This is a genomic window from Streptomyces sp. NPDC060209, assembly GCF_042728155.1.
Taxonomy (GTDB): Bacteria; Actinomycetota; Actinomycetes; order Streptomycetales; family Streptomycetaceae; genus Streptomyces.
In genome coordinates, this window is sequence record NZ_JBHWZS010000184.1 from 1 (window position 1) to 17,143 (window position 17,143).

Sequence of the window (17,143 nt, forward strand, 5' to 3'; positions counted from 1 at the left end):
GCGTCGCGCTGTGCGAGTCAAGCCTTGTCGATGCTCTGCTGCCGGTTGAAGTGCTGAGCCAAAGAGTGGCCCATCTTTACCAGTGGGCGCAGGGCAGCAGACGCTGCAACCTGAAGGTCGTAGGCATCGGAGAGCGGGCCCGCCGAGAGCTCGTACTCTTCAACAGCCGGCCAGTCATCGACGAGGTAGTGGAGGCGCCACCCGTCGCCGTCTGGTTCGAAAGCAACGCCGATCTGCTGGCGGTGCGCGGTGGCGAGGAGGTCGCCGATGGCGTTCAGCAGTTCGGGCGGGTAGGTGTTGACCTCAGGGCTCAGGCCGTCGCTCATGGTCGTGGTCCTCACTGCTCGGTGACGAAGTAGATGGCCCGGTGCTCGTCGATCTTCTCCAGCAGTCCCTCGTCGGCCAACCGCCGGTACACCTCGCGGATGTACTTCTCGGAGGGGTGGTATCCGGCATCCCGCAGGGTCTGCATACCGCGGCTCGGGTCCCACGTGCCGCCAAGGGCGCGGAGGGACTTCTCCAGTGATTCTCGCTGGTTGGTCTCGGCCTTCTGGACCTTGACCATGTGGTTGCGGATGCTCTCGGGGGCGCCCTTGTAGTCGCAGTGCTCGCACTTCTTCCACTTGCCGGTTGCGACGGCGGCGTCAGTGACGGGGTTGTCGGGCCCGTAGCCCTGGCTGATGAGGAGTTCTGCGACGGAGCCGTTGTGGTGGACGGCCATGTAGGCCGCTTCGGCGATCTTGTCGTGACCGGCGGCGAAGGTGCGGCCGTATCCGATCGTGGTTCGGCATCCGCAGTAGCAGAGGGTGGCCTGCGTGGTTTCTGTCATACCGTCAGGTTAGCGATCCAAGGACTTCCCCACAAGGCTTGGTAACCCAAGGATTCCAAGGATGGGCGGCGGTTGTAAACTGCGGTTCTTCCACCTCACTCACCGCAGCCGCCCGGCCCCGTACTCACCCACACGCAGCTCCGCACTGCCGGTTGCGGCTGATGACAGCGTTCATACCGGCACCCCGACTGCTGGCGCAGCTCCCGGAGCGGCGGTGGGTCGAGGTTGTCTTTTGACAAGCGATCTTGACCGTTGCTAAGAGATCTTGGCTCTCGGTATCTGACCGGATCGGCTACGGGCTCCCGGCAGCGAAGGCGTCGCGCCGCGCCTTGCGAGCCTCGCGCATCGCTCGTCGTTCCTCGGACTGTACGTAGAGGATGTGGACAGCCTCGACAATCAGGTTGGCGACGTCGGCAACCTCCTCGGCGGAGAACTCCAAGCCGTCGTGCAGGCTCCAGTTGCCAAGCAATCGGGCCTCGTGGAGGTCATCCACGATCTCGCGGGTGACGCCCCGGTTAGCCAGATCGTTGATCTTGTTGAAGAGGCCATTGCCTTCGGCGCCGAGGTTCTTGCAGAGTTCCTCGACGGCGGCTCGATACATTGCCCCTGCCGCCCTGTATGCCTCAGCAGCCTCCGCTCGCGCGCCCTCCGCGAACAGCTCACGCATCGCGTTCGGTGCGGAGACAGGCAACTCGCGCGACTGCCGCTCCGGCCAGACCTGCATCACCCGGAGCACCTCGCCGGTCTTCCCGTCTTCGTGGAGCGGATCAGCTGATGTAGGACCGTGGTCTTGTGGCAGTGGTGGCAGATGGCGGGAATCTGCCGCAGCCAGGTGTGCATCCCGTATTTGATTTGGTGCTCGACAGACGGGTGCTCGAGCTGAGGATGCGGCCAGATGAAGGAGTTGAAGCCCTGTTCGGGGACCGCAAAGCCGCTGTGGAGATGACAGTTCGGGCATAGGCCCGGAGGGACGAGGCCGTGTTGGTCAACGGTGAGGCTGGTCATGGTTCATGAATAGCGGACCGCCACCACCGATGGTGTGTCGGTGGGCCAGCTGATAATGCCGTCATGGCAGATCGCAGTCCGGTGCTCCGGATCATCACCTCGGCGGCGCGGGAGTCCTTGAAGCCGCTCGGCCTGGCCCGTCGCGGGCGGTCGCGGCTATGGATTGATGATCACGGGTGGTGGCTCGGGGTTGTGGAGTTCACGCCGTCGCGGATTGCCGGCAGTGGTCTGTACGTCGGTGCGATGTGGCTGTGGCACGACGTGGACCATCTGGCCTTCCACGTGGATGCAGCCCGGGTCGGCTCCGAGCTGTTTCGCAACGAGGACCAGTTCACGTCGCTGGCGCTTGAACTCAGTCGGCAGGCGGCTGCGAACGTGACCGCGCTCAGGGAGAAGTTTGCGGGTCTGCCGGATGCCGCTCGATACCTGACGTCCAGGCCGGTGCGCCGGGGATTTCTCTGGGACAGCTTCGACTCTGGGATCGCAGCCGCCCTGGTTGGGGATGCGGACTCGGCCCGCGATTACTTCGAACGAGTCCTTCGAGAGGACGCCCTGGTCCCGTGGGAGGTCAATGCTCAGGAGAAGGCGCGTGAGCTTCACGCGATCGCGGCAGATCGCGACGCCGTGACCGCCTGGGTCACGCGGGCCGTCGACTCATGCCGGAGCAAGCTGAGCCTGGATTCCGTGCCGTTTGCGATCAGCTGAGCGGACCTGCTCGTCGCGTCACAGAGCTGCAGTCAGGCAAGGAGGACTCGCTTCCGCAACAGGCTAAAGCCCGCTTCGCCGAGGTTGCGCCAGAGGTGGAATCGGTCGGCGACCTGGACCGCGGCGGGTGCCCCGATCCTGGCACCCTCGGCGAAGAACGGGGCGCGGTCGCGGCAGACGACCTCAATCCCCGGGTGATCGGCCAGCCAGGCCGCGACAGTGCCTGCCTCGCGATCCGGCAAGAGGTCAACCGGCCTGCGGGTCTCGACGTCGACCAGGACGGTCCCGTAGACACGGCCTTTTCGCATCGCGTACTCGTCGACGCCGACCACACGCGGGACCTGTGGCTGGGGCTCCGGGAGAGCGCTGACCAGCCGCAGGACCGTGTTCCGGCTGACCCTTGCCCCGAAGACATCGGTCAGCCGGGCACCGGCGCGACCGGCCAAGGCGAGGCCGACCTCGGCCAGCACCGACCGCATTCGTTCGGTCCGCTGGCTGTACCGCCGGGTCAGGCCGGCAACCTGCTCGACGAACGTCCGCCGTCCGCAGGAGATGTCTTCGCACGTGAAGCGCCGGACACGAAGCCGCAGAACCACCTGCCGTCCTGCCAAGGGGAGGTCAGCGGGAAACCGCAGGTAAGAGCCGTGCACCCTCCTCGACCAGCTTCCGCAGCCTGGGCACCGAGCCCCGGCCGCCCGGCATCTGGCACCAACTCGGATTACCTCGCCATCGTCCTCCACCGACTCCACCCTGATCCCCGGATCCGCCAGGAAGAGCAGCTCTTCCAGCCTGAGCAGTACCTCGCGCACAGTCAGAACCATCAGGCCGAACGCACTCGGCACCGGCAGTTTCTAGACGATCTCGCGAGACCTATCACCAAGGCCAACGATCACAGTGAGTAGGCAGACCACAGAAGTTGGACCAGAGCCACAACTCATGAGCAGAGCCAAGGCGTCGACGGCGCGGTCCCAGACGCCTCGGACGTTGATGCTGCGGCTGGACAGGTCCCGCTGGTGCCGACCGTCGACGCGGGTCTGGTCGACGGGGTTTATCTCGACACGGGTTCCGCGGCCCTAGGTTGTTGAGCCGCTTCTTGAGGTCGGCTGCGACGTTGCGGCGGCGCAGGTCCCAGTACGCGGAATCCAGGCGGGACCCGTTGGCCTTGTTCGGGATCCGCTCCTCCGCGAGCCAGGCCATGAGGGTGCGCGGGGAGACGTGGATGCCCGCGCGGTCCATCACCTCGTACCCGGCATCCGTCCTGGTCAAATAGTTCAGGCGGGCCGCGAGCCCGCGCTCGCTGTCGACGGGCGAGGCGATGCCGGTCACCATCTACTCGATGGCGATACCGAGCGCGTCCGCGCCCGCCACGCCCCGGGCGTTGAACATGCCCAAGTCCATCCAGCGGCCGGCCATCAGCCACCCACCGCCCCGAGGGCGTACTCACCGGACGCCAGGGCATCACCGTGCTTGACCTTCACCTGGGGCACAGCTCCCCGCCCTTCCGAGAACACCTGATCACTCCTCGCCCGACCAGCACCAGCACCGCCTCACAGCACCCGTAACCGGCCCCCGGGCCCCTTCGTCACCGAAATCACGGCGATGCCAGAACCACCCCCCTGCTCGCCCAACGAACGCCCCGCAGCCTCTCGCGGGGCGTTCGACGTGCCAGCAGTGAGGTGTCCTCGCCTTCCCACATCTTCATCCAGCGGGCCAATGCCTGAGAGACGCGGGGGTCCTCGGTGCCCGCGATTCGGCGCAGCAAGTGCACCGCGCTGCAGGCAGCGACCTCGAGGACTGGAGGGGGCTCAAGCAGTCCATCAAAGTCCAGCCGGCGCAGGAACGCAGGGCCGCGTCCACGCGTACGGGCTGCTGGCGCAGCGGCGGCTCGAACATGGGCACCTCGACGCCGCATGCGACTCGTGGACACGCTTCCTCGGCGAGTACGAACATGTCTCGTCCGCCCTCGGTGACGACCATTTCGCGACCATGCGCAGGCGCCTGGCCCCGCATGCGAAGGTGCGAGCGGTACGGGACATGGCGCCACGGATGCGGGAGGTCGCCGCGCTCAAGGCGTAGGCGGCAAAACGGCGGAGATCCAGGCTGCCGCCGCTGCCCGCCGGCGTGTGCAGGACATGGGCGGCCGCCCTGCGCAGGGCGGCCTGCTGTGATGTCGAAGGTGGAGCCGAGGGGGACCCGGCAATACTTTCGCTGACCAGTCAAGGCGGGCGGCGGCATTCAGCTCGGCCAACCGCACCTCGTGCAGCCGCTGCCAGACCCCGGCCTCGTTCCGGCTCGGCGCCGGCGCCGGCGCCAGCACGTCATGCCGGACCCGAAACCGAGCTCCTCTGACAGGTGTTCCCGCTGAATGCCGGTGTACCGCGCGGACAGGATGCCCTGGAACACCAGCCGGTCCGGATGCCGCTTCCGCCCGGGACGGCGCGCTCGACGCTCCACCCTCGGCAGTAGCGGCGGCACGCCCGGATCCACAGTCCCAGAGCGATCCAACCACCTCGAAGATCATTTTGTTAAGGGCTGTCCCGTAAATAATCTTTGGATCACCTTGGACGTGCTCGGCCGCCGCGTGTCCCGCTCGTTTATCCGGCGAGAGCGAGGTTGTGCAGGCGAGCGATGCCGCGCATGGCGTGGTGGACTCCGTCGCCTTTGAGTTGGCAGTCGCGGAGGATCTTCCAGGTCTTCATACGGGCGAATGCGTGCTCGACGCGGGCCCGGACCTGCGTGTGGGACTTGTTGTGTGCTTGCTTCCAGTCGGGCAGTTCCTCTCCCTTGCGGCGGCGGTGAGGCATCACGAGGCCAGTGCCCGGGTAGCCGCCGTCGGCGATCGTCATGGTGTTGCCGACGGCGGCCTTGGCCCCGGACTCCTCCCAGGCTTTGCAGTCATTGCGGTTGCCGGGAAGCGGTCGGCCGACCACGACGACGAGCCGGGTGTCAGCGTCGATGACGACCTGGTGGTTCGTGGAGTAGCGGTAGTTCTTCGACTGCTCGGCGACGGTGTGGTCGCGAGTGGGCACCAGGGTGCCGTCCACGATGAGCACGGCGTCCTTGGCGAACCGCTTGCGGGGCTGAAGCGCGAGCATGGGACCGAGATGGTCGATCACACGGTCCGCCGCGGACTTCGACACCCCGAACAGCGGCGCGAGCTGGCGCATCGTCAAGTTGGTGCGCCAGTACGCCGCGACCAGCAGCGCCCGGTCCTCCAAGGACAGGCCCCACGGTCGACCCTTGCGGACCGCGTCCGCACCCTCGCGCCGCAGCACGGTCACCAGCTTCCCGAAGGCACGCGGGCTCAGCCCGGTGAAGGGGGCTATCCAGGACGACTCCGACGCCGTGATCACACCAGCCACGCCGGGATCATCCCACCGGTCCGGCGTGCCGCCCCAGCATCCCGCCCCGCCTCAGCGAAACTCGTGGACCACCTGGATCTCGCCGACGATGTGGGCGTTAAAGTCGTCCAGCTCCTCGGCCGGAACCCAGAGCTCGAGGATCGTCTGCCCGCCGGCCTGCTGGACGGGATACCGGCTCAAGAACTCCGACTCGACCTCAAAACGAGTGACGAAGCCTGCGCCGTCGTGCTTCACGTTCCAGTCCCGGGCGATCCTGATCGCGTAGTCCTCGTTCAGGACCGGGTAGAAGATCGGCTGCTCGGGCAGCCGGGGCGGCCACGCACGCCAATTCAGCTCCCGAACCAGATCCAGCTCCTTGGGGCCGGTGGGGCGCCACAGGGTCGTCGTTGCTTGCTGGCTGGTCATGTGCATCGCTCTCTGAACGTAGGACGCTGGTATGGCGGGTCGAGAGACCGGACGATACCGGCACCGCCAACTCAGGAGCTACGCAGTTTCCGCAGCCTGGGCAGCTCCGTGACCAGCAGTTACGGGACAGCCCTTACGAGCTCGTGCACGGTTAGCGGTGAGGCCTCGAAGGCGTCGGTGGGGCCTCGGTGCTCACGTCTGCCGAGCCAGGATCAGGTCTGCGGTCTGCTGCTGGGACAGCAGGCCGGCGATGGCTTGGACGGTGTCGTCCATGTGCTCGCGGCGGCCGAGGTGACGGGCCAGCGCCCGCCAGTTTTTCAGGTGGGCGATTCCGTGCTCGACCCGGATGCGTCGGGAGGAGTGTGCCTTGCGCTGGCGCTCGTGCATTTCCTCGTACCAGTCCGGGGCATTCTTCTTGAACTTGCGGTGCGGTGGCGTCACGACGCGTCCGCCGGTCTGTGCTCCGAGTCCTTGGTAGCCGGCATCGGCAAGGATCTCGACTGGTGGACCGTCGGCCAGGAGCTTGACCAGCCCTAACTCGCGGGCGTGGGTGATGTCCGCGCAGCTGCCGGGCTTGGTCGGGCTGCAGAACAGCAGCCGCCCGTCCCCGTCGGTGAACACCATGGCCTTCACAGCGTTCTGCTTGTTCTTGCCGGAGATGAACCTGTCCCGGTCCTTGCGGCCGACGGCCGGGCGGCGGACACGGATCTCGGTGCCGTCGATGATGCCGGTCTTCCCGGCCTGGCCGAGATGGTCGACGACCTCGGCCAGGGTTCGCAGCCGCATGCCGGGGTTGATGGTGCATCCTCGCTCCGCGAGCAGGGGCCGCACTTCGCCGATGGCCCGGGTGACGGTAGAGCGGTCCACGCCGAACCAGCAGGCCAGCACGTCATGAGTGACCCCGTGGCGAAGGTGCACGAGCGTGGCCAGGAGCCGGTCGATGAAGACCATGCGGTGCTTCGCACCGGCGCCCACGGCACGCTTCCGCGGCCTGGATGCAAGCCTGGCCTGGTGCCGTTCATGCCACAACGGTCCTACCTCAGCCACGAGTTCGGCGATCACAGCGGCTGACAGGCCCGTGATCTTCCGGTCGCTGATGATCACTGTGCGCGTCAGCCCACCACACAGCCATGATTGCCGATCCGAGCTCGACGTCTCACCGCTAACCGTGCACGAGCTCGTTAGACAGCGCCTGCCGCCCCGGCGGCCCCGCGTATGGCGAAAGGGAAGGCCGAGGGAAGGCGCAGCAGGCGTTCCAGCGGCTGCAGCCTTCCTGTTCTTCATTTCTTCCGCAGGTGCGCTGGCCTCGAATCAGGCCACCCGTCAGACTCACCTTGCTCTATCTTAGACGTGCTCCATCCACGGTAAATGTCCACGGAAAAGAAGCCGTCTGGGTATCCAAACGGAAGGTTCCACAGGAACCAGCTTGCCCGTGTCTCGTCTCCGATCTCGGCCAGCACGTCGTCTATGCAATCGAGGATGGCCAACGTCTGTTCGTGTGACTGTAGATATAGCTCGCGCAGCCCTACGTCTTCGAGGCCGAGTGACCAACCGCCCTTACGTGGCGTCCCCTTGCCTCGCCAAGACCCTTTTAGCCATCGGGCCGTCCACCACTCAGCAGGCGTTTTGTCGTTTTTGCTGTTATTGCAAGCGTGGCAGGCCGGCACGAGGTTGGACAGATCGTCTGCCCCACCCCTGGCCAACGGGATCACGTGATCCATCGTCTGTGACCTACGACCACAGTAGACACAGCATCCGCTGTTGGCAGTGAGCACCATCAAGGACTCGAAGATCCGCCACCGGCGCCTTCGGGGCGTCACCCGGTTATCCTGTCTCTTCTCTGGTGCCGGCTTCGCACCGAGCACCAGTACTCTCGTTTTCCGTTTGGATCTCCGAGGTAGCTCGGGTAGATCGTGGTGATACGTACGGACCCCTCACTCTTCGACATCCGCAGGGGCCAGGCTTCCTTCACCGGCTGGTTGCTGAGCAGATACATGATCAGCTTGGCTATCTGCCACTCGAGGTCGGCGGGGACCACGAACGTCACGTCGTAGGAGTCGTCGTGATCCTCTCCCAGCCCCAGCGTGAAGTCGTGGGTCCGCAGGCCCGAGAGCCCGGCCCGGTACAGCGCCCAGTGTTCAAGGTTCGTCTTCGGATGGTTCACTGCGGCCCCTCTTCTCGACGGAGCTTGGCCCCGTGTAGCTCTTCAATGTTCGACCATCCCGGCCGATGACAGGCACCAATCGCCTGTGCGTGGCTCGGATAGAATCGTTGCCCGCGTTCTATTCTCACCGCGCCGTAGTCCGTACCGCGCCGCCCACCACAAGACCCTGATAGGGCAGTGTCCCCCTTCAGGCCAGACAGCCGCTGTTGCCGGCGTCGGCTCTTTCTGCCTGATGGGCAGGGGAGGCCCTGTGCCTGGTCGAGCACGCTTCTCCGCCTGGCTCGGGCAGAGCAGTTGCGTTCCCCTGGCTACCGCGCACCCGGCCGTAGGGCAGTCGTTCCCCGCGCAATGAAGCTGGCTGGAGGGGGCGTGCTGCCATGCGCGGACGAACTCTTGCTGCTTTACCAGGTTCCACGGCTGCGGTGGACGTGCAGAATCTTCCAGGTCGCGTACTAGACGTCGCGTAGCCACAGTTCGTCGCCGTACTCGGCCTCGAAGCCGCTCAGGTGCACCGCCATCACCGGAAGACCGCCGACGAACGGGCAACGCGGAGGCCTCCCAGGCTTGCCGGTGGGGATGGCGGGATCAGGTCTGGTGCATGTCTACGAACCTCCAAGTGGTCCCGGAAAGCGGTCGCGCATCGTGGGCCTCTCCGACCGCCAGGTACCAGCGCCCGCTGTGCTCGCAGGGGGGTCTGGGCAAGCCGGGCTCGCCTGTCAAGCCCCGGTGTGAAAGCTTGCTCGGGGCGGAAGTCACCGGGTGGCGATCGACGGCCACCTTGACTGCAGCGGCAACCCCAGTGAGCACTGCTGCCGCGCAGAAGTGGGGCGCGACGACTGTGACGAGGCCGGGGGGTGCGGTGCCCTTCAGTGGGCGGCAGCGCTGACACGTCCGGTGCACCGTGGACAGGCACAGACGAACCAGTACGCAGGACATGGGGGATCGATATGCCTGAGACCGATACCAGTCACACGGCAGCCGACTGCCTGCAGCGGCTGCGGGATGAGGCCATGGCGATGTTCACGGAGGTACAGCGGGCGGATACGAAGGCGACAGCGTTGTGTGGCGTGGCAGGTGGTCTGCTTGCTGTGGACGCGGCGGTGCTGGCGGCTGTGCCTAGGTCTGAGCGGTTGGTTACGGCCGTTTTGGCGGTTTCCGGCGTTCTTCTCGGGGCTGCATTGATCATGGGTATGACTGCGATCCGTCCGGTTCTGCCGCGGGGAAACAGGCTGCGGGTCTTTGCATGCTCAGCGTCCGGCCTGTGTCGAGCGGATGTGCGCTTGCCGGCGGGCGCGATGGCGGTCTTGAGCGGACACCTGCGCGCGGAAACGGAGCGGCTGGAGCTGTTCACGCTGTTGGCGCAGCGAAAGTTCCGGGCTGTGAAGCGGACGGTCGACTTCATCGCAAGCGCCTTGGTGGTGGCCGGATTCGGACTGTTGATCCTCTACATCACGGGTTGAGAACATCACGGCGTCTGTGATGTTTACTGCACGCGGGGGTGGGATGTATCAGCCGCACATCTCTGTCATCGGGCCGCATCTGTGGTCCGAGTTGTCCGGCCTCGTCCCTGCTCGCATGCGGCCGGCCAGAAGCGTCCTGTTACGTCAGGGGGATCCCGGTACCCACGTCATCATGCTGGCCTCCGGCTCCACCTTGGTCACGCTGACCGGGGCGCATGGAGAGCGTGCGTTGCTGGCGGTGCGCGGCGCCGGAGAGCTGCTCGGCGAACTGGCTGTCCTGGACGACCAGCCGCGCACGGCCTCGGTCATCGCCGCCGAGGACTGCCGGGTGCATATCGTCCCGGCCCCCGAGTTCCTCGCGTTTGTCGAACGTCATGGTCTGCAGACTGCGCTGCTGCGGCATGCCATCGCGCGGGTTCGTGAAGCGGAGATGGTCCGCCTGGAGATGGCCACTGCGCCGGTTGCGGTGCGTCTGGCCTCGGCTCTGGGCCGGCTGCTGCATGCAGCCTCTGCGACGGGCCCGGACTACATCGTGCGGCTGACCCAGGAGGAGCTGTCACAGATGATCGGCGCGTCCCGCAACGCCGTGGGTAGTGCGCTGAAACCGTGGCGTGAGAAGGGCTGGCTGGTCACCGGGGCTGCCAGTGGGCTCGCCGTCCGGGACATCACCTCGATCCAGTCGCACGCGGACATGTGCAGGTGACCGACCGCACTCTCGCGGTGCCCAGTGCTGGGCACCGTCTCGTTCAGTACGCGGCCAGCATGGGGCATCCGCACAGCCCCTCTCCGCGAAAGGCCGTCCATGACGCCCGAGGACCCGCACGACGCCGTCGATGTTCCTGAGGAACACGCCCTCCTGGTGGTCGACATGAAGGAGTACAGCCAGATTCCCGAGGCGAGGATGGCCTCCACCCGGTCCGATCTGGACGACATCCTCGCCACCGTCTTCGCGCAGTGCATGATCGGCGAGATCACCATGCTCGAGAACGCGGTCAAGGACCGTGGTGACGGCGCCATCTTCGTGCTTCCGGCCCGGCACGCAGCACGGCTGGTCGATCCCTTCCTGACCCACCTGAGCCGGGCCCTTGAGCGTCACGGACGGACCCGGCTGGCCAGCGCACCGCCGATTCGGCTGCGCGCCAGCGTGCACACTGGTCCCCTGGATCCGCCGGACCACCGCGGTGACGCCGTCAACGACGCCTGCCGTCTGGTCGACAGTGACGCGGCCCGCAGTGCCATGGCCGCCGCCGTTGCCCACCACGTGCCGCTGGCCGCGGCAATCTCCGACACGGTTTTGCGCCGTACAGTGCGCGCCGGCCGCACCCCGTCTCTCGGCGAACACAGCTTCCAGCGCGCCACGGCCCTCGTCGACGGCAAGCCGGACTTCCAGGAGACGTGCTGGCTCTTCGTCCCCACACTGGCACCGGCCGTGATCAGTCCCTACCTCGCCACGAACAGGGACGCGGCAGCCGACGGCCCGCAGCGCCAGCCGGCCCCCGCCGCAATGCGAGCGCCCCGCGACGGGCACCAGGACAGCGTGCGGCAAAAGGGCAAAGCCAGCGGCACAGCACGGCTGGTGCAGGTAGGCCGCGACTACATCGCCAGCCCTGAGGAGCAGTCATGACGAGCCCGGAAGGCAACGAGAAGGAGCTGCATCAGCAGGCTGAGGCGTCCGGCAACGCCCAGGTGACACAGGTTGCCGGCGACTATGCAGAACACATCCACCGGTACGTGCGAGGGTGGGAAAACCTGCGCGGGGTCCACATCAGCGACGCCGAGATGGACCTGGTCGAACACGCCTTCGTTGATTCCCCCGGCCCGAACGGATCCGGACAGGCGAAAGACGGCGCCGACCGGCTTACCCGTGCCTACGGCCGCAGCCCCGTCCTTGTTGTCTGCGCCGAGGCGGGCGCTGGACGGCGCACCTCCGCACTGCGCGTGCTGCGCGACGCGGGGGTCCCCCGGAAACGGATCCTGTGGCTGCTCCTGGACTGGGACCGGCCCCGCACAGAGCAGATCCCCTTTACCGAGGGGCACGGCTTCGTCCTGGATCTGACGGGCTACCGGACGCTTGCCGAGGACTTCTACACCGGGCTCACGGACTATCAGAAGGAGGCCGAAGCTCATTCGGCATTCCTGATCATCCTGGCCGACCCGAGCGCCTGGCGCCCCGGCACGCTCACTGCCGTCCCCGCCCTGCCCGTCGTCCGCCCGCCGGCGCCGCAGGTCGCCGAGGCTCATCTGCAGTACCTCGCGCCCGGCAGGGCGCACTGGCTGAACAGCGCTCCCCTGGACACTCTGCTGGCCGCAGGCGCCTCGGCCGCCGAGGCTGCTCGCCTGGCCAGGCTCATCGCCCAGGCCAAGGACGACGGCAAGATGGCGGTCAAGGAGGAGTTCAGCGACTGGAAGGACCACTTGCAGCATTGGTTCGATGAGCACTCCGCCGACAAGGACCTGCGTGAGCGTGCTCTCCTGGTGGCCGCCGCGCTTCTGGAGAAGGTTCCGGCCGATGTCGTACTCGATGCAGCCGACCGGCTCTTTTCCGAGGTCGGAGGCAAGCTGCCGCCTGGCGGTGCGCTGGCCGGCCTCGACCTCGAACAACGTCTGAACGCGATTGACGCCCGCCAAGTGGATGACGAGGGCCTCTCCCTGGAGGCCGAGCAGCACGGAATGCCTGCTGCGGTCCTGAAGTACGTGTGGCAGCAGCGGCCGCAACTGAGACCGGTTCTCCTGGAATGGGCTTCGCAGATCAGCGCACCCGACGGCATCGCCGCGGGGTACTTGCGACGCATCGCCGACTGCTTGGTGCAGCTGTCCCTGCTGCCGGGCGGCTCAACAGTGCGGTCGGTGGCGAGCGATTGGATCGGCACAGGCCGCAGCACCCACCAGCAGCTGGCAATCGAGATCCTGGAGACCATGGCGCTGCACCCGGTGACAGGCGTCGCCGTCCGCAAGCAGCTCTACGACTGGGCTCACCAGAAGACGACCAGCCCCGAAATGATCAAGGCTGTCGGCAAGATCTGTGCCGGCCAACTGGGACAGAAGTATCCCCGGGTCGCGCTGACCCGGCTGCGTCTGCTGGCCGCTCGGGGCGACGATGTGTCCCTCAAGGCCGCCACCGATGCCATGCGCATTTTGGCGACTGATCCCGGACAGCACCTCCTGGTGCTGTCGGAGATCGTCGGGTGGGCCGAGTCCACCGACAGCACGGTGCGCAGCGCCGGCGCGAGAACGTTCCTGGCCTTGGCCGACACCAGCGAGGCTCTTCTCCTGCCCAGCGGGACGGGGGCCGGCGACGGCCTTTCTTCCACGCTGGCTGGTGAGCTCTGCATCCGCGGCTGGCAGGTCCTGCTGCAGGAATCGGCCACAGCCGAGGCGGCGCACATCCGCCTGGCAGCCTGGCTCGACTCCCCGGAGCTGCCCGACGAGGAGATCCTGCCGCTGGCCACCGCCGTGCTGCGCGGCTGCGCCGGGCAAGTGGGACCCGCCGCCCTGCTGGTGGGCTCTTCCAGCAGCTCCGACCTGGGGCGATCGCGCCGACGACGGCTGCTCGATGAGATCCTCACCGATCACACGGCATCGCCCACCGAAGACTGGCCCCCCGCGCACCCTGCCGGGGAGACCTCCTCCGCACCGGCGTGAGTCTCCTGCCGCGGCGCAACCGAGCCGGCCGCAGCGCCCCGCGTGCCGCCCACACCGATTCGGAACAGCATCCGTTCGTCATGACCAGCGAGCGGATAGCCAGCCACCTTGCCAGTGTGTTCTTCACGGCCCGCATCAACGGATCGTGGCGACGCCCCAGCACCCCGGCACCAGATCATCAAGCCCCCGCCGCCCTGGCCCGCGACCATCTGCGCCGTAAAGCCGAGCATGCCGTGCGGCCGTACTCCGTGCTCGACGTGGGTGCGGCCCAGGACGCGGCCAACGCCGCTCTGGCGCACTGGGGCCGCGTATCCGGGCTGGAGGCCACAGGTGCCGTCGAACTGCATGTCACTGCCCACGACCGCGGCCTCGCCGAGGAGCACGCCCGCCGTCAACAGGCAGCCGATCTCGACCATGAAGAGAACCTGTACCGCCTGGCCCAGCTTCAGCGTGTCCTCGCCAACCCTGACCTGCGCCGGGTGTGGTGGATTGCCCGCTTCCCGGACCGCTTCAACGACATCCAGGGGCTTACGGCAGCCCTGGAAAACCTTCCCCAGCCGCATGAACCCATGGACGACGACCTGCGCGGTGACGTCCGGCGCTTCACCGACCAGCTCTTCACCGACCTGCACACACCACAGCAGCGAGAGGTCTTCCTCCAGGCATTCGTCCAGACCCTCAACATCCTCGGCCAACACGACCTGCAGGCGACCGCCGCCCAATGGCTCGCCCCCGAAGCCCCCGGGAGTCAACCCACATGAAGACCCCTACCGCCCGATGGCTCCTCGCTCCTCTGCGACAACTGCGCACCTTCCAGCTCATGGCCCGCCACGGTCCGACCCTGCCGTACGAAACCGCGTGGGCCCTGACCACCTTGCGCACCTCTCCCGACGAAGTGGCCTTCCTGCGCGCTTGGAACCAAGAGAATCCCTGCGGCGCCCCAGGAGTCCACTACGACCAATGGCACACGCTGGACCCGGCAGAACAACGGCGCCGCCGTAGATGGCTGAACCGCCATGGCCACTCTCCCGTCCAGCACTTAGGACTGGAACCCAGCCTCATCCAGAGCGCGGGCATTCACGTCCTCGACTGGAGCCGTCCCTCGGACACCGAGGGCAGGCAGCCGCCGGCACAGCCTCACCAACCCGACTATTCCTGACACCACAATCGGCAACCATGCTCACCGAACACCAGGGCAGGCGGCTGTCGGCCGGTCAGACAGGACGATCCCCCCGTCTCACACCCTCGCCGCAGTCATCGACCGCGACCGTGAAACGGTCATCGCCGGGCTCGCCTTCCATGAACTCAGGCATCGTCGAATTTCCGCGCCTGGGAGATCCTCAGGCGGGTGGCGGCGTTCGGGATGCCCGGACCAGAACCCCGCCCGTCTGCCGCGCGAAGCGCGGCCTGCTCCGGCGTGGTGATGGCGGGCGCGCCGGGTGGCGGCCCAAGCGGCCTTTCGTGGATTGGGGCGTTGCGCCGGCTGCCGGTCCCCCTCGGCGGCGTTACAGCAGCCGGGGCGGACTGGCAGCCGTGACGCCGCAATGATCGACCACGTCAGGAACGTCTTCTGCCGTTGTCGCTGCCCGCACGGGCGAGCTCGCCACCGATGCTGGAGCCGACGGCCAGGATCATCGACTTCCGCCGCGAACCCGACGCCGCGAGCCAGCTCCCCCGGGGCAGGGCCGGCGGACGCTGCCTGCGCTGCGCCTGCGGGAGCACCCTGGTCTTCTCCGGGCCGGCCACCCCCGACTCCGGGTTCACCCCGCGCGCTTCCGCCACCCCGGGGGCCGCCGGGGCACAGATCGGTGCTCGGCGACGGCCCCTCACCAGGCCGACATCCAGAGCGATCTCACCGTTGTCGTGGACCTGGCCGGCCAGCTGGCGTGTGCGTTGCCCGGCGCTGCCATCTGGCTCCAGGCAGCGTGCTGGATCTCGAAGGGCACCGTCCTCATCCCTTACGGCGGTCACCCTGGCACCTACCCGGCTCGCGACGGCGAGGACTGGAGCGGCGAGATGGCCTCCTGGGCGAAGGACTGGAAGATCTCCCACCCCCTGCCCGGCCGACGGCGCCACCTGGTGGGGTCTGATCCCCCTCCCCCTGTCCGGCCTTGGGCATCGCACCGGATTCCGGCCTGCTCCCGCGTTCCAGCTGATGGCCGCACTGGAGAAGGCTCAGAGCGGCCGCGAGGCGCACCGTCGCCGTCTCGCCCGCGAACACGCCCAGCAGCCGGGTCCCCAGCCCCCAGTCGCCGTGCCCGCCCCGGCCGCCCTTTCTCGGCCGTCAGCGGAAGGGGCAGCGCCCACCAGCCCGTTCAGCTCGTTCAGCTCGTTCAGCTCGTTCAGCTCGTTCAGCTCGTTCAGCCGATGCTTCCGCCGACTCAGTCTCCGACCGGCCCCCCAGGGGCATCCCTGTCCCGCCCCCGTGCTTCGCGCCCCGGTTCAGCTGGCGCGGCCTGCTACGAACCCTGCGTTCCGGGAAGGGGACGCGCTGACGGGATGCGGGCGGGTCTCCACGGAGCTGGGCAGTCAACCGACGCTGCTCGTCCTCGGCGCTTGGCCGGGTCTGAGGCTGGCCTCGTCACCGTGTGGTGCGGCGTTCGCAGGGAGGTTCGGTGACCCGCTCCTGGGCCGTGTTCGACCGCACAGTGTGGGTCCAGGGCTTGTTCTGAGGGTCGGCATGCCTGCTCCGGCCCTCGGAGCTGCGCTGTCTATTTGGGGAGGGTGAAGGGGCCCTGGTGGGCGACGAAGAGGGGGGCGAGGGCGGGTTGGAGGTCCCCTTGGTCAGCGAGGTCGACGTTCTCGGGGTTGGCGGCGTTGGCCAGGAGCCCGGAGAGCTGGTAAATCGAGTTGGCCACTCGCGTAACTTTCAGTCTGGCGGGGTTGAGGTCGGAGGCGCCTTGGGCCGCTGCCGCCCTCTGGAGGGCTGTGTCGGCGTCGTAAGCCTCCCGGAGCCGCTTGGGCCAGGGCACGCTGGGCGCTGCTTCTGGCGGCGGTGTGCCGGTGTGCACGGCGCTGCGCAGCGCGGTGTCGTGCGTCTTCTGCGCGCTGATGGAGCGGTCCGCCCGTGTCTGAACAGACCGGGACGGGCTGATCGCCTACGGGCCGCTGTTGTCCGATGACGGCGCCACCTGGCTGGGCACGGCGGCATTGGTCCAGGCGCCGAACCCGGACACAGCACACGCCATCCTGACCCCGGACCGGTATGCGGACATCGAGGTGCACAACTGGCAGTTCGGCGGACGCCGGTAACGACCGAGGACGCCCAGGCCGACATCACCTCCGAAGCCCTTCGGATCGCTCAGCAACCTCGTGTTCCACCCGAACCCGCGGATGCATTACATGCCTTGCAGTCGTTGCGGACACCTCACCCCACCAGTGCGGCCGACACCCGGGTCAAGCGTTCGTCCGACAGGGCGCAGTGGCTAGCAGGGTTGCGGAAGGAGTACATGCCGTCGTTGATCCGCATGCCATCGGTCGTATCCCAGCGCACGCGGCCGGTCAGGCCCTGGTGTTCGAGGATGGCGTCGGCGAGCGGTCCGGCGTCAACCACGGCCAAACGGGCGCTTAG

Annotated in this window: 18 protein-coding genes and 3 pseudogenes; 7 read left to right on the forward strand and 14 right to left on the reverse strand. The window is 67.3% G+C overall.

The features are described 5' to 3' along the window. Positions 1–17: 17 nt before the first annotated feature. The 3 genes from ACFWFI_RS28465 to ACFWFI_RS28475 all read right to left on the reverse strand — a co-directional run bounded on the left by ACFWFI_RS28465 (position 18) and on the right by ACFWFI_RS28475 (position 1,553). Positions 18–326 carry a hypothetical protein gene (locus tag ACFWFI_RS28465; protein ID WP_387395452.1) on the reverse strand — a complete coding sequence of 103 codons (309 nt, stop codon included), beginning with the start codon at positions 324–326 and terminating at the stop codon, positions 18–20. Positions 327–337: 11 nt separating this feature from the next. Next, entirely contained in the window at positions 338–829 is a 492-nt protein-coding gene (locus tag ACFWFI_RS28470) for a hypothetical protein (protein WP_351328354.1), read from the reverse strand. A gap of 292 nt (positions 830–1,121) precedes the next feature. Beyond that, the gene (locus ACFWFI_RS28475; protein WP_387395485.1) at positions 1,122–1,553 is read right to left on the reverse strand and encodes a DUF4145 domain-containing protein; all 432 of its coding nucleotides are present in this window, start codon (positions 1,551–1,553) and stop codon (positions 1,122–1,124) included. 344 nt (positions 1,554–1,897) lie between these two features. Between ACFWFI_RS28475 and ACFWFI_RS28480 the strand changes: the two genes are divergently transcribed. Beyond that, on the forward strand, positions 1,898–2,539 hold the full coding sequence (locus tag ACFWFI_RS28480) for a hypothetical protein (protein ID WP_387395454.1): 642 nt from the start codon (positions 1,898–1,900) through the stop codon (positions 2,537–2,539). A gap of 32 nt (positions 2,540–2,571) precedes the next feature. On the opposite strand, the gene ACFWFI_RS28485 is transcribed toward ACFWFI_RS28480, so the two are convergent. From ACFWFI_RS28485 to ACFWFI_RS28520, 8 genes and pseudogenes are all read right to left on the reverse strand, one after another. Next, complete coding sequence (locus tag ACFWFI_RS28485) at positions 2,572–3,348, reverse strand: ISL3 family transposase (RefSeq protein WP_387395457.1); 777 nt, start codon at positions 3,346–3,348, stop codon at positions 2,572–2,574. A gap of 141 nt (positions 3,349–3,489) precedes the next feature. Further along, positions 3,490–3,952, reverse strand: a pseudogene (locus ACFWFI_RS28490) (transcriptional regulator); the annotation flags it as partial. A 775-nt stretch (positions 3,953–4,727) separates the two neighbouring features. Next, positions 4,728–5,014: pseudogene (locus ACFWFI_RS28495) on the reverse strand (transposase); the annotation flags it as partial. Between the two features lie 119 nt (positions 5,015–5,133). Continuing rightward, complete coding sequence (locus ACFWFI_RS28500) at positions 5,134–5,901, reverse strand: transposase (RefSeq protein WP_387395460.1); 768 nt, start codon at positions 5,899–5,901, stop codon at positions 5,134–5,136. Between the two features lie 51 nt (positions 5,902–5,952). Then, a complete protein-coding gene (locus ACFWFI_RS28505; RefSeq protein WP_345516813.1) occupies positions 5,953–6,312 on the reverse strand; it encodes a hypothetical protein in 360 nt (119 codons plus the stop codon). Between the two features lie 186 nt (positions 6,313–6,498). After that, complete coding sequence (locus ACFWFI_RS28510) at positions 6,499–7,281, reverse strand: transposase family protein (protein ID WP_387395463.1); 783 nt, start codon at positions 7,279–7,281, stop codon at positions 6,499–6,501. A 305-nt stretch (positions 7,282–7,586) separates the two neighbouring features. Then, positions 7,587–8,084 (reverse strand): HNH endonuclease, encoded by a 498-nt coding sequence (locus ACFWFI_RS28515; protein ID WP_387395487.1) that lies wholly within the window; start codon positions 8,082–8,084, stop codon positions 7,587–7,589. A 38-nt stretch (positions 8,085–8,122) separates the two neighbouring features. Continuing rightward, complete coding sequence (locus ACFWFI_RS28520) at positions 8,123–8,470, reverse strand: hypothetical protein (protein WP_387395466.1); 348 nt, start codon at positions 8,468–8,470, stop codon at positions 8,123–8,125. Positions 8,471–9,417: 947 nt separating this feature from the next. Here ACFWFI_RS28520 and ACFWFI_RS28525 point away from each other — a divergent pair. The 5 genes from ACFWFI_RS28525 to ACFWFI_RS28545 all read left to right on the forward strand — a co-directional run bounded on the left by ACFWFI_RS28525 (position 9,418) and on the right by ACFWFI_RS28545 (position 14,333). Then, complete coding sequence (locus ACFWFI_RS28525; RefSeq protein ID WP_387395468.1) at positions 9,418–9,930, forward strand: hypothetical protein; 513 nt, start codon at positions 9,418–9,420, stop codon at positions 9,928–9,930. A 115-nt stretch (positions 9,931–10,045) separates the two neighbouring features. Continuing rightward, positions 10,046–10,633, forward strand: a complete 588-nt coding sequence (locus tag ACFWFI_RS28530; RefSeq protein WP_387395490.1) for a Crp/Fnr family transcriptional regulator — start codon at positions 10,046–10,048, stop codon at positions 10,631–10,633. A gap of 99 nt (positions 10,634–10,732) precedes the next feature. Beyond that, a complete protein-coding gene (locus ACFWFI_RS28535; RefSeq protein ID WP_387395470.1) occupies positions 10,733–11,554 on the forward strand; it encodes a hypothetical protein in 822 nt (273 codons plus the stop codon). Then, on the forward strand, positions 11,551–13,572 hold the full coding sequence (locus ACFWFI_RS28540) for a hypothetical protein (protein WP_387395472.1): 2,022 nt from the start codon (positions 11,551–11,553) through the stop codon (positions 13,570–13,572). Before ACFWFI_RS28535 ends, ACFWFI_RS28540 begins: the two co-directional genes overlap by 4 nt. An 80-nt stretch (positions 13,573–13,652) precedes the next feature. Beyond that, positions 13,653–14,333, forward strand: coding sequence for a hypothetical protein (locus ACFWFI_RS28545; RefSeq protein WP_387395474.1), 681 nt, complete (start codon positions 13,653–13,655; stop codon positions 14,331–14,333). Between the two features lie 796 nt (positions 14,334–15,129). Here the strand turns inward: ACFWFI_RS28545 and ACFWFI_RS28550 are convergent. Together ACFWFI_RS28550 and ACFWFI_RS28555 are read right to left on the reverse strand one after the other, a co-directional pair. Beyond that, positions 15,130–15,543: a hypothetical protein gene (locus ACFWFI_RS28550; RefSeq protein ID WP_387395477.1), complete on the reverse strand. Its 414-nt coding sequence runs from the start codon at positions 15,541–15,543 to the stop codon at positions 15,130–15,132. A 740-nt stretch (positions 15,544–16,283) separates the two neighbouring features. Beyond that, on the reverse strand, positions 16,284–16,430 hold the full coding sequence (locus ACFWFI_RS28555) for a hypothetical protein (protein WP_387395480.1): 147 nt from the start codon (positions 16,428–16,430) through the stop codon (positions 16,284–16,286). A 253-nt stretch (positions 16,431–16,683) separates the two neighbouring features. Here ACFWFI_RS28555 and ACFWFI_RS28560 point away from each other — a divergent pair, with 253 nt between their 5' ends. Then, entirely contained in the window at positions 16,684–16,824 is a 141-nt protein-coding gene (locus tag ACFWFI_RS28560; RefSeq protein ID WP_387395483.1) for a hypothetical protein, read from the forward strand. 115 nt (positions 16,825–16,939) lie between these two features. Here the strand turns inward: ACFWFI_RS28560 and ACFWFI_RS28565 are convergent. After that, positions 16,940–17,143, reverse strand: a pseudogene (locus ACFWFI_RS28565) (hypothetical protein); the annotation flags it as partial.

Bases quoted from the DNA above. Each gene is read 5' to 3' on its own strand.
- ACFWFI_RS28530 (WP_387395490.1), top strand. From the start codon at position 10,046: ATGCGGCCGGCCAGAAGCGTCCTGTTACGTCAGGGGGATCCCGGTACC.
- ACFWFI_RS28475 (WP_387395485.1), bottom strand. From the start codon at position 1,553: ATGCAGGTCTGGCCGGAGCGGCAGTCGCGCGAGTTGCCTGTCTCCGCA.
- ACFWFI_RS28505 (WP_345516813.1), bottom strand. From the start codon at position 6,312: ATGCACATGACCAGCCAGCAAGCAACGACGACCCTGTGGCGCCCCACC.
- ACFWFI_RS28480 (WP_387395454.1), top strand. From the start codon at position 1,898: ATGGCAGATCGCAGTCCGGTGCTCCGGATCATCACCTCGGCGGCGCGG.
- ACFWFI_RS28515 (WP_387395487.1), bottom strand. From the start codon at position 8,084: ATGGTGCTCACTGCCAACAGCGGATGCTGTGTCTACTGTGGTCGTAGG.
- ACFWFI_RS28465 (WP_387395452.1), bottom strand. From the start codon at position 326: ATGAGCGACGGCCTGAGCCCTGAGGTCAACACCTACCCGCCCGAACTG.
- ACFWFI_RS28545 (WP_387395474.1), top strand. From the start codon at position 13,653: ATGACCAGCGAGCGGATAGCCAGCCACCTTGCCAGTGTGTTCTTCACG.
- ACFWFI_RS28540 (WP_387395472.1), top strand. From the start codon at position 11,551: ATGACGAGCCCGGAAGGCAACGAGAAGGAGCTGCATCAGCAGGCTGAG.
- ACFWFI_RS28525 (WP_387395468.1), top strand. From the start codon at position 9,418: ATGCCTGAGACCGATACCAGTCACACGGCAGCCGACTGCCTGCAGCGG.
- ACFWFI_RS28535 (WP_387395470.1), top strand. From the start codon at position 10,733: ATGACGCCCGAGGACCCGCACGACGCCGTCGATGTTCCTGAGGAACAC.
- ACFWFI_RS28470 (WP_351328354.1), bottom strand. From the start codon at position 829: ATGACAGAAACCACGCAGGCCACCCTCTGCTACTGCGGATGCCGAACC.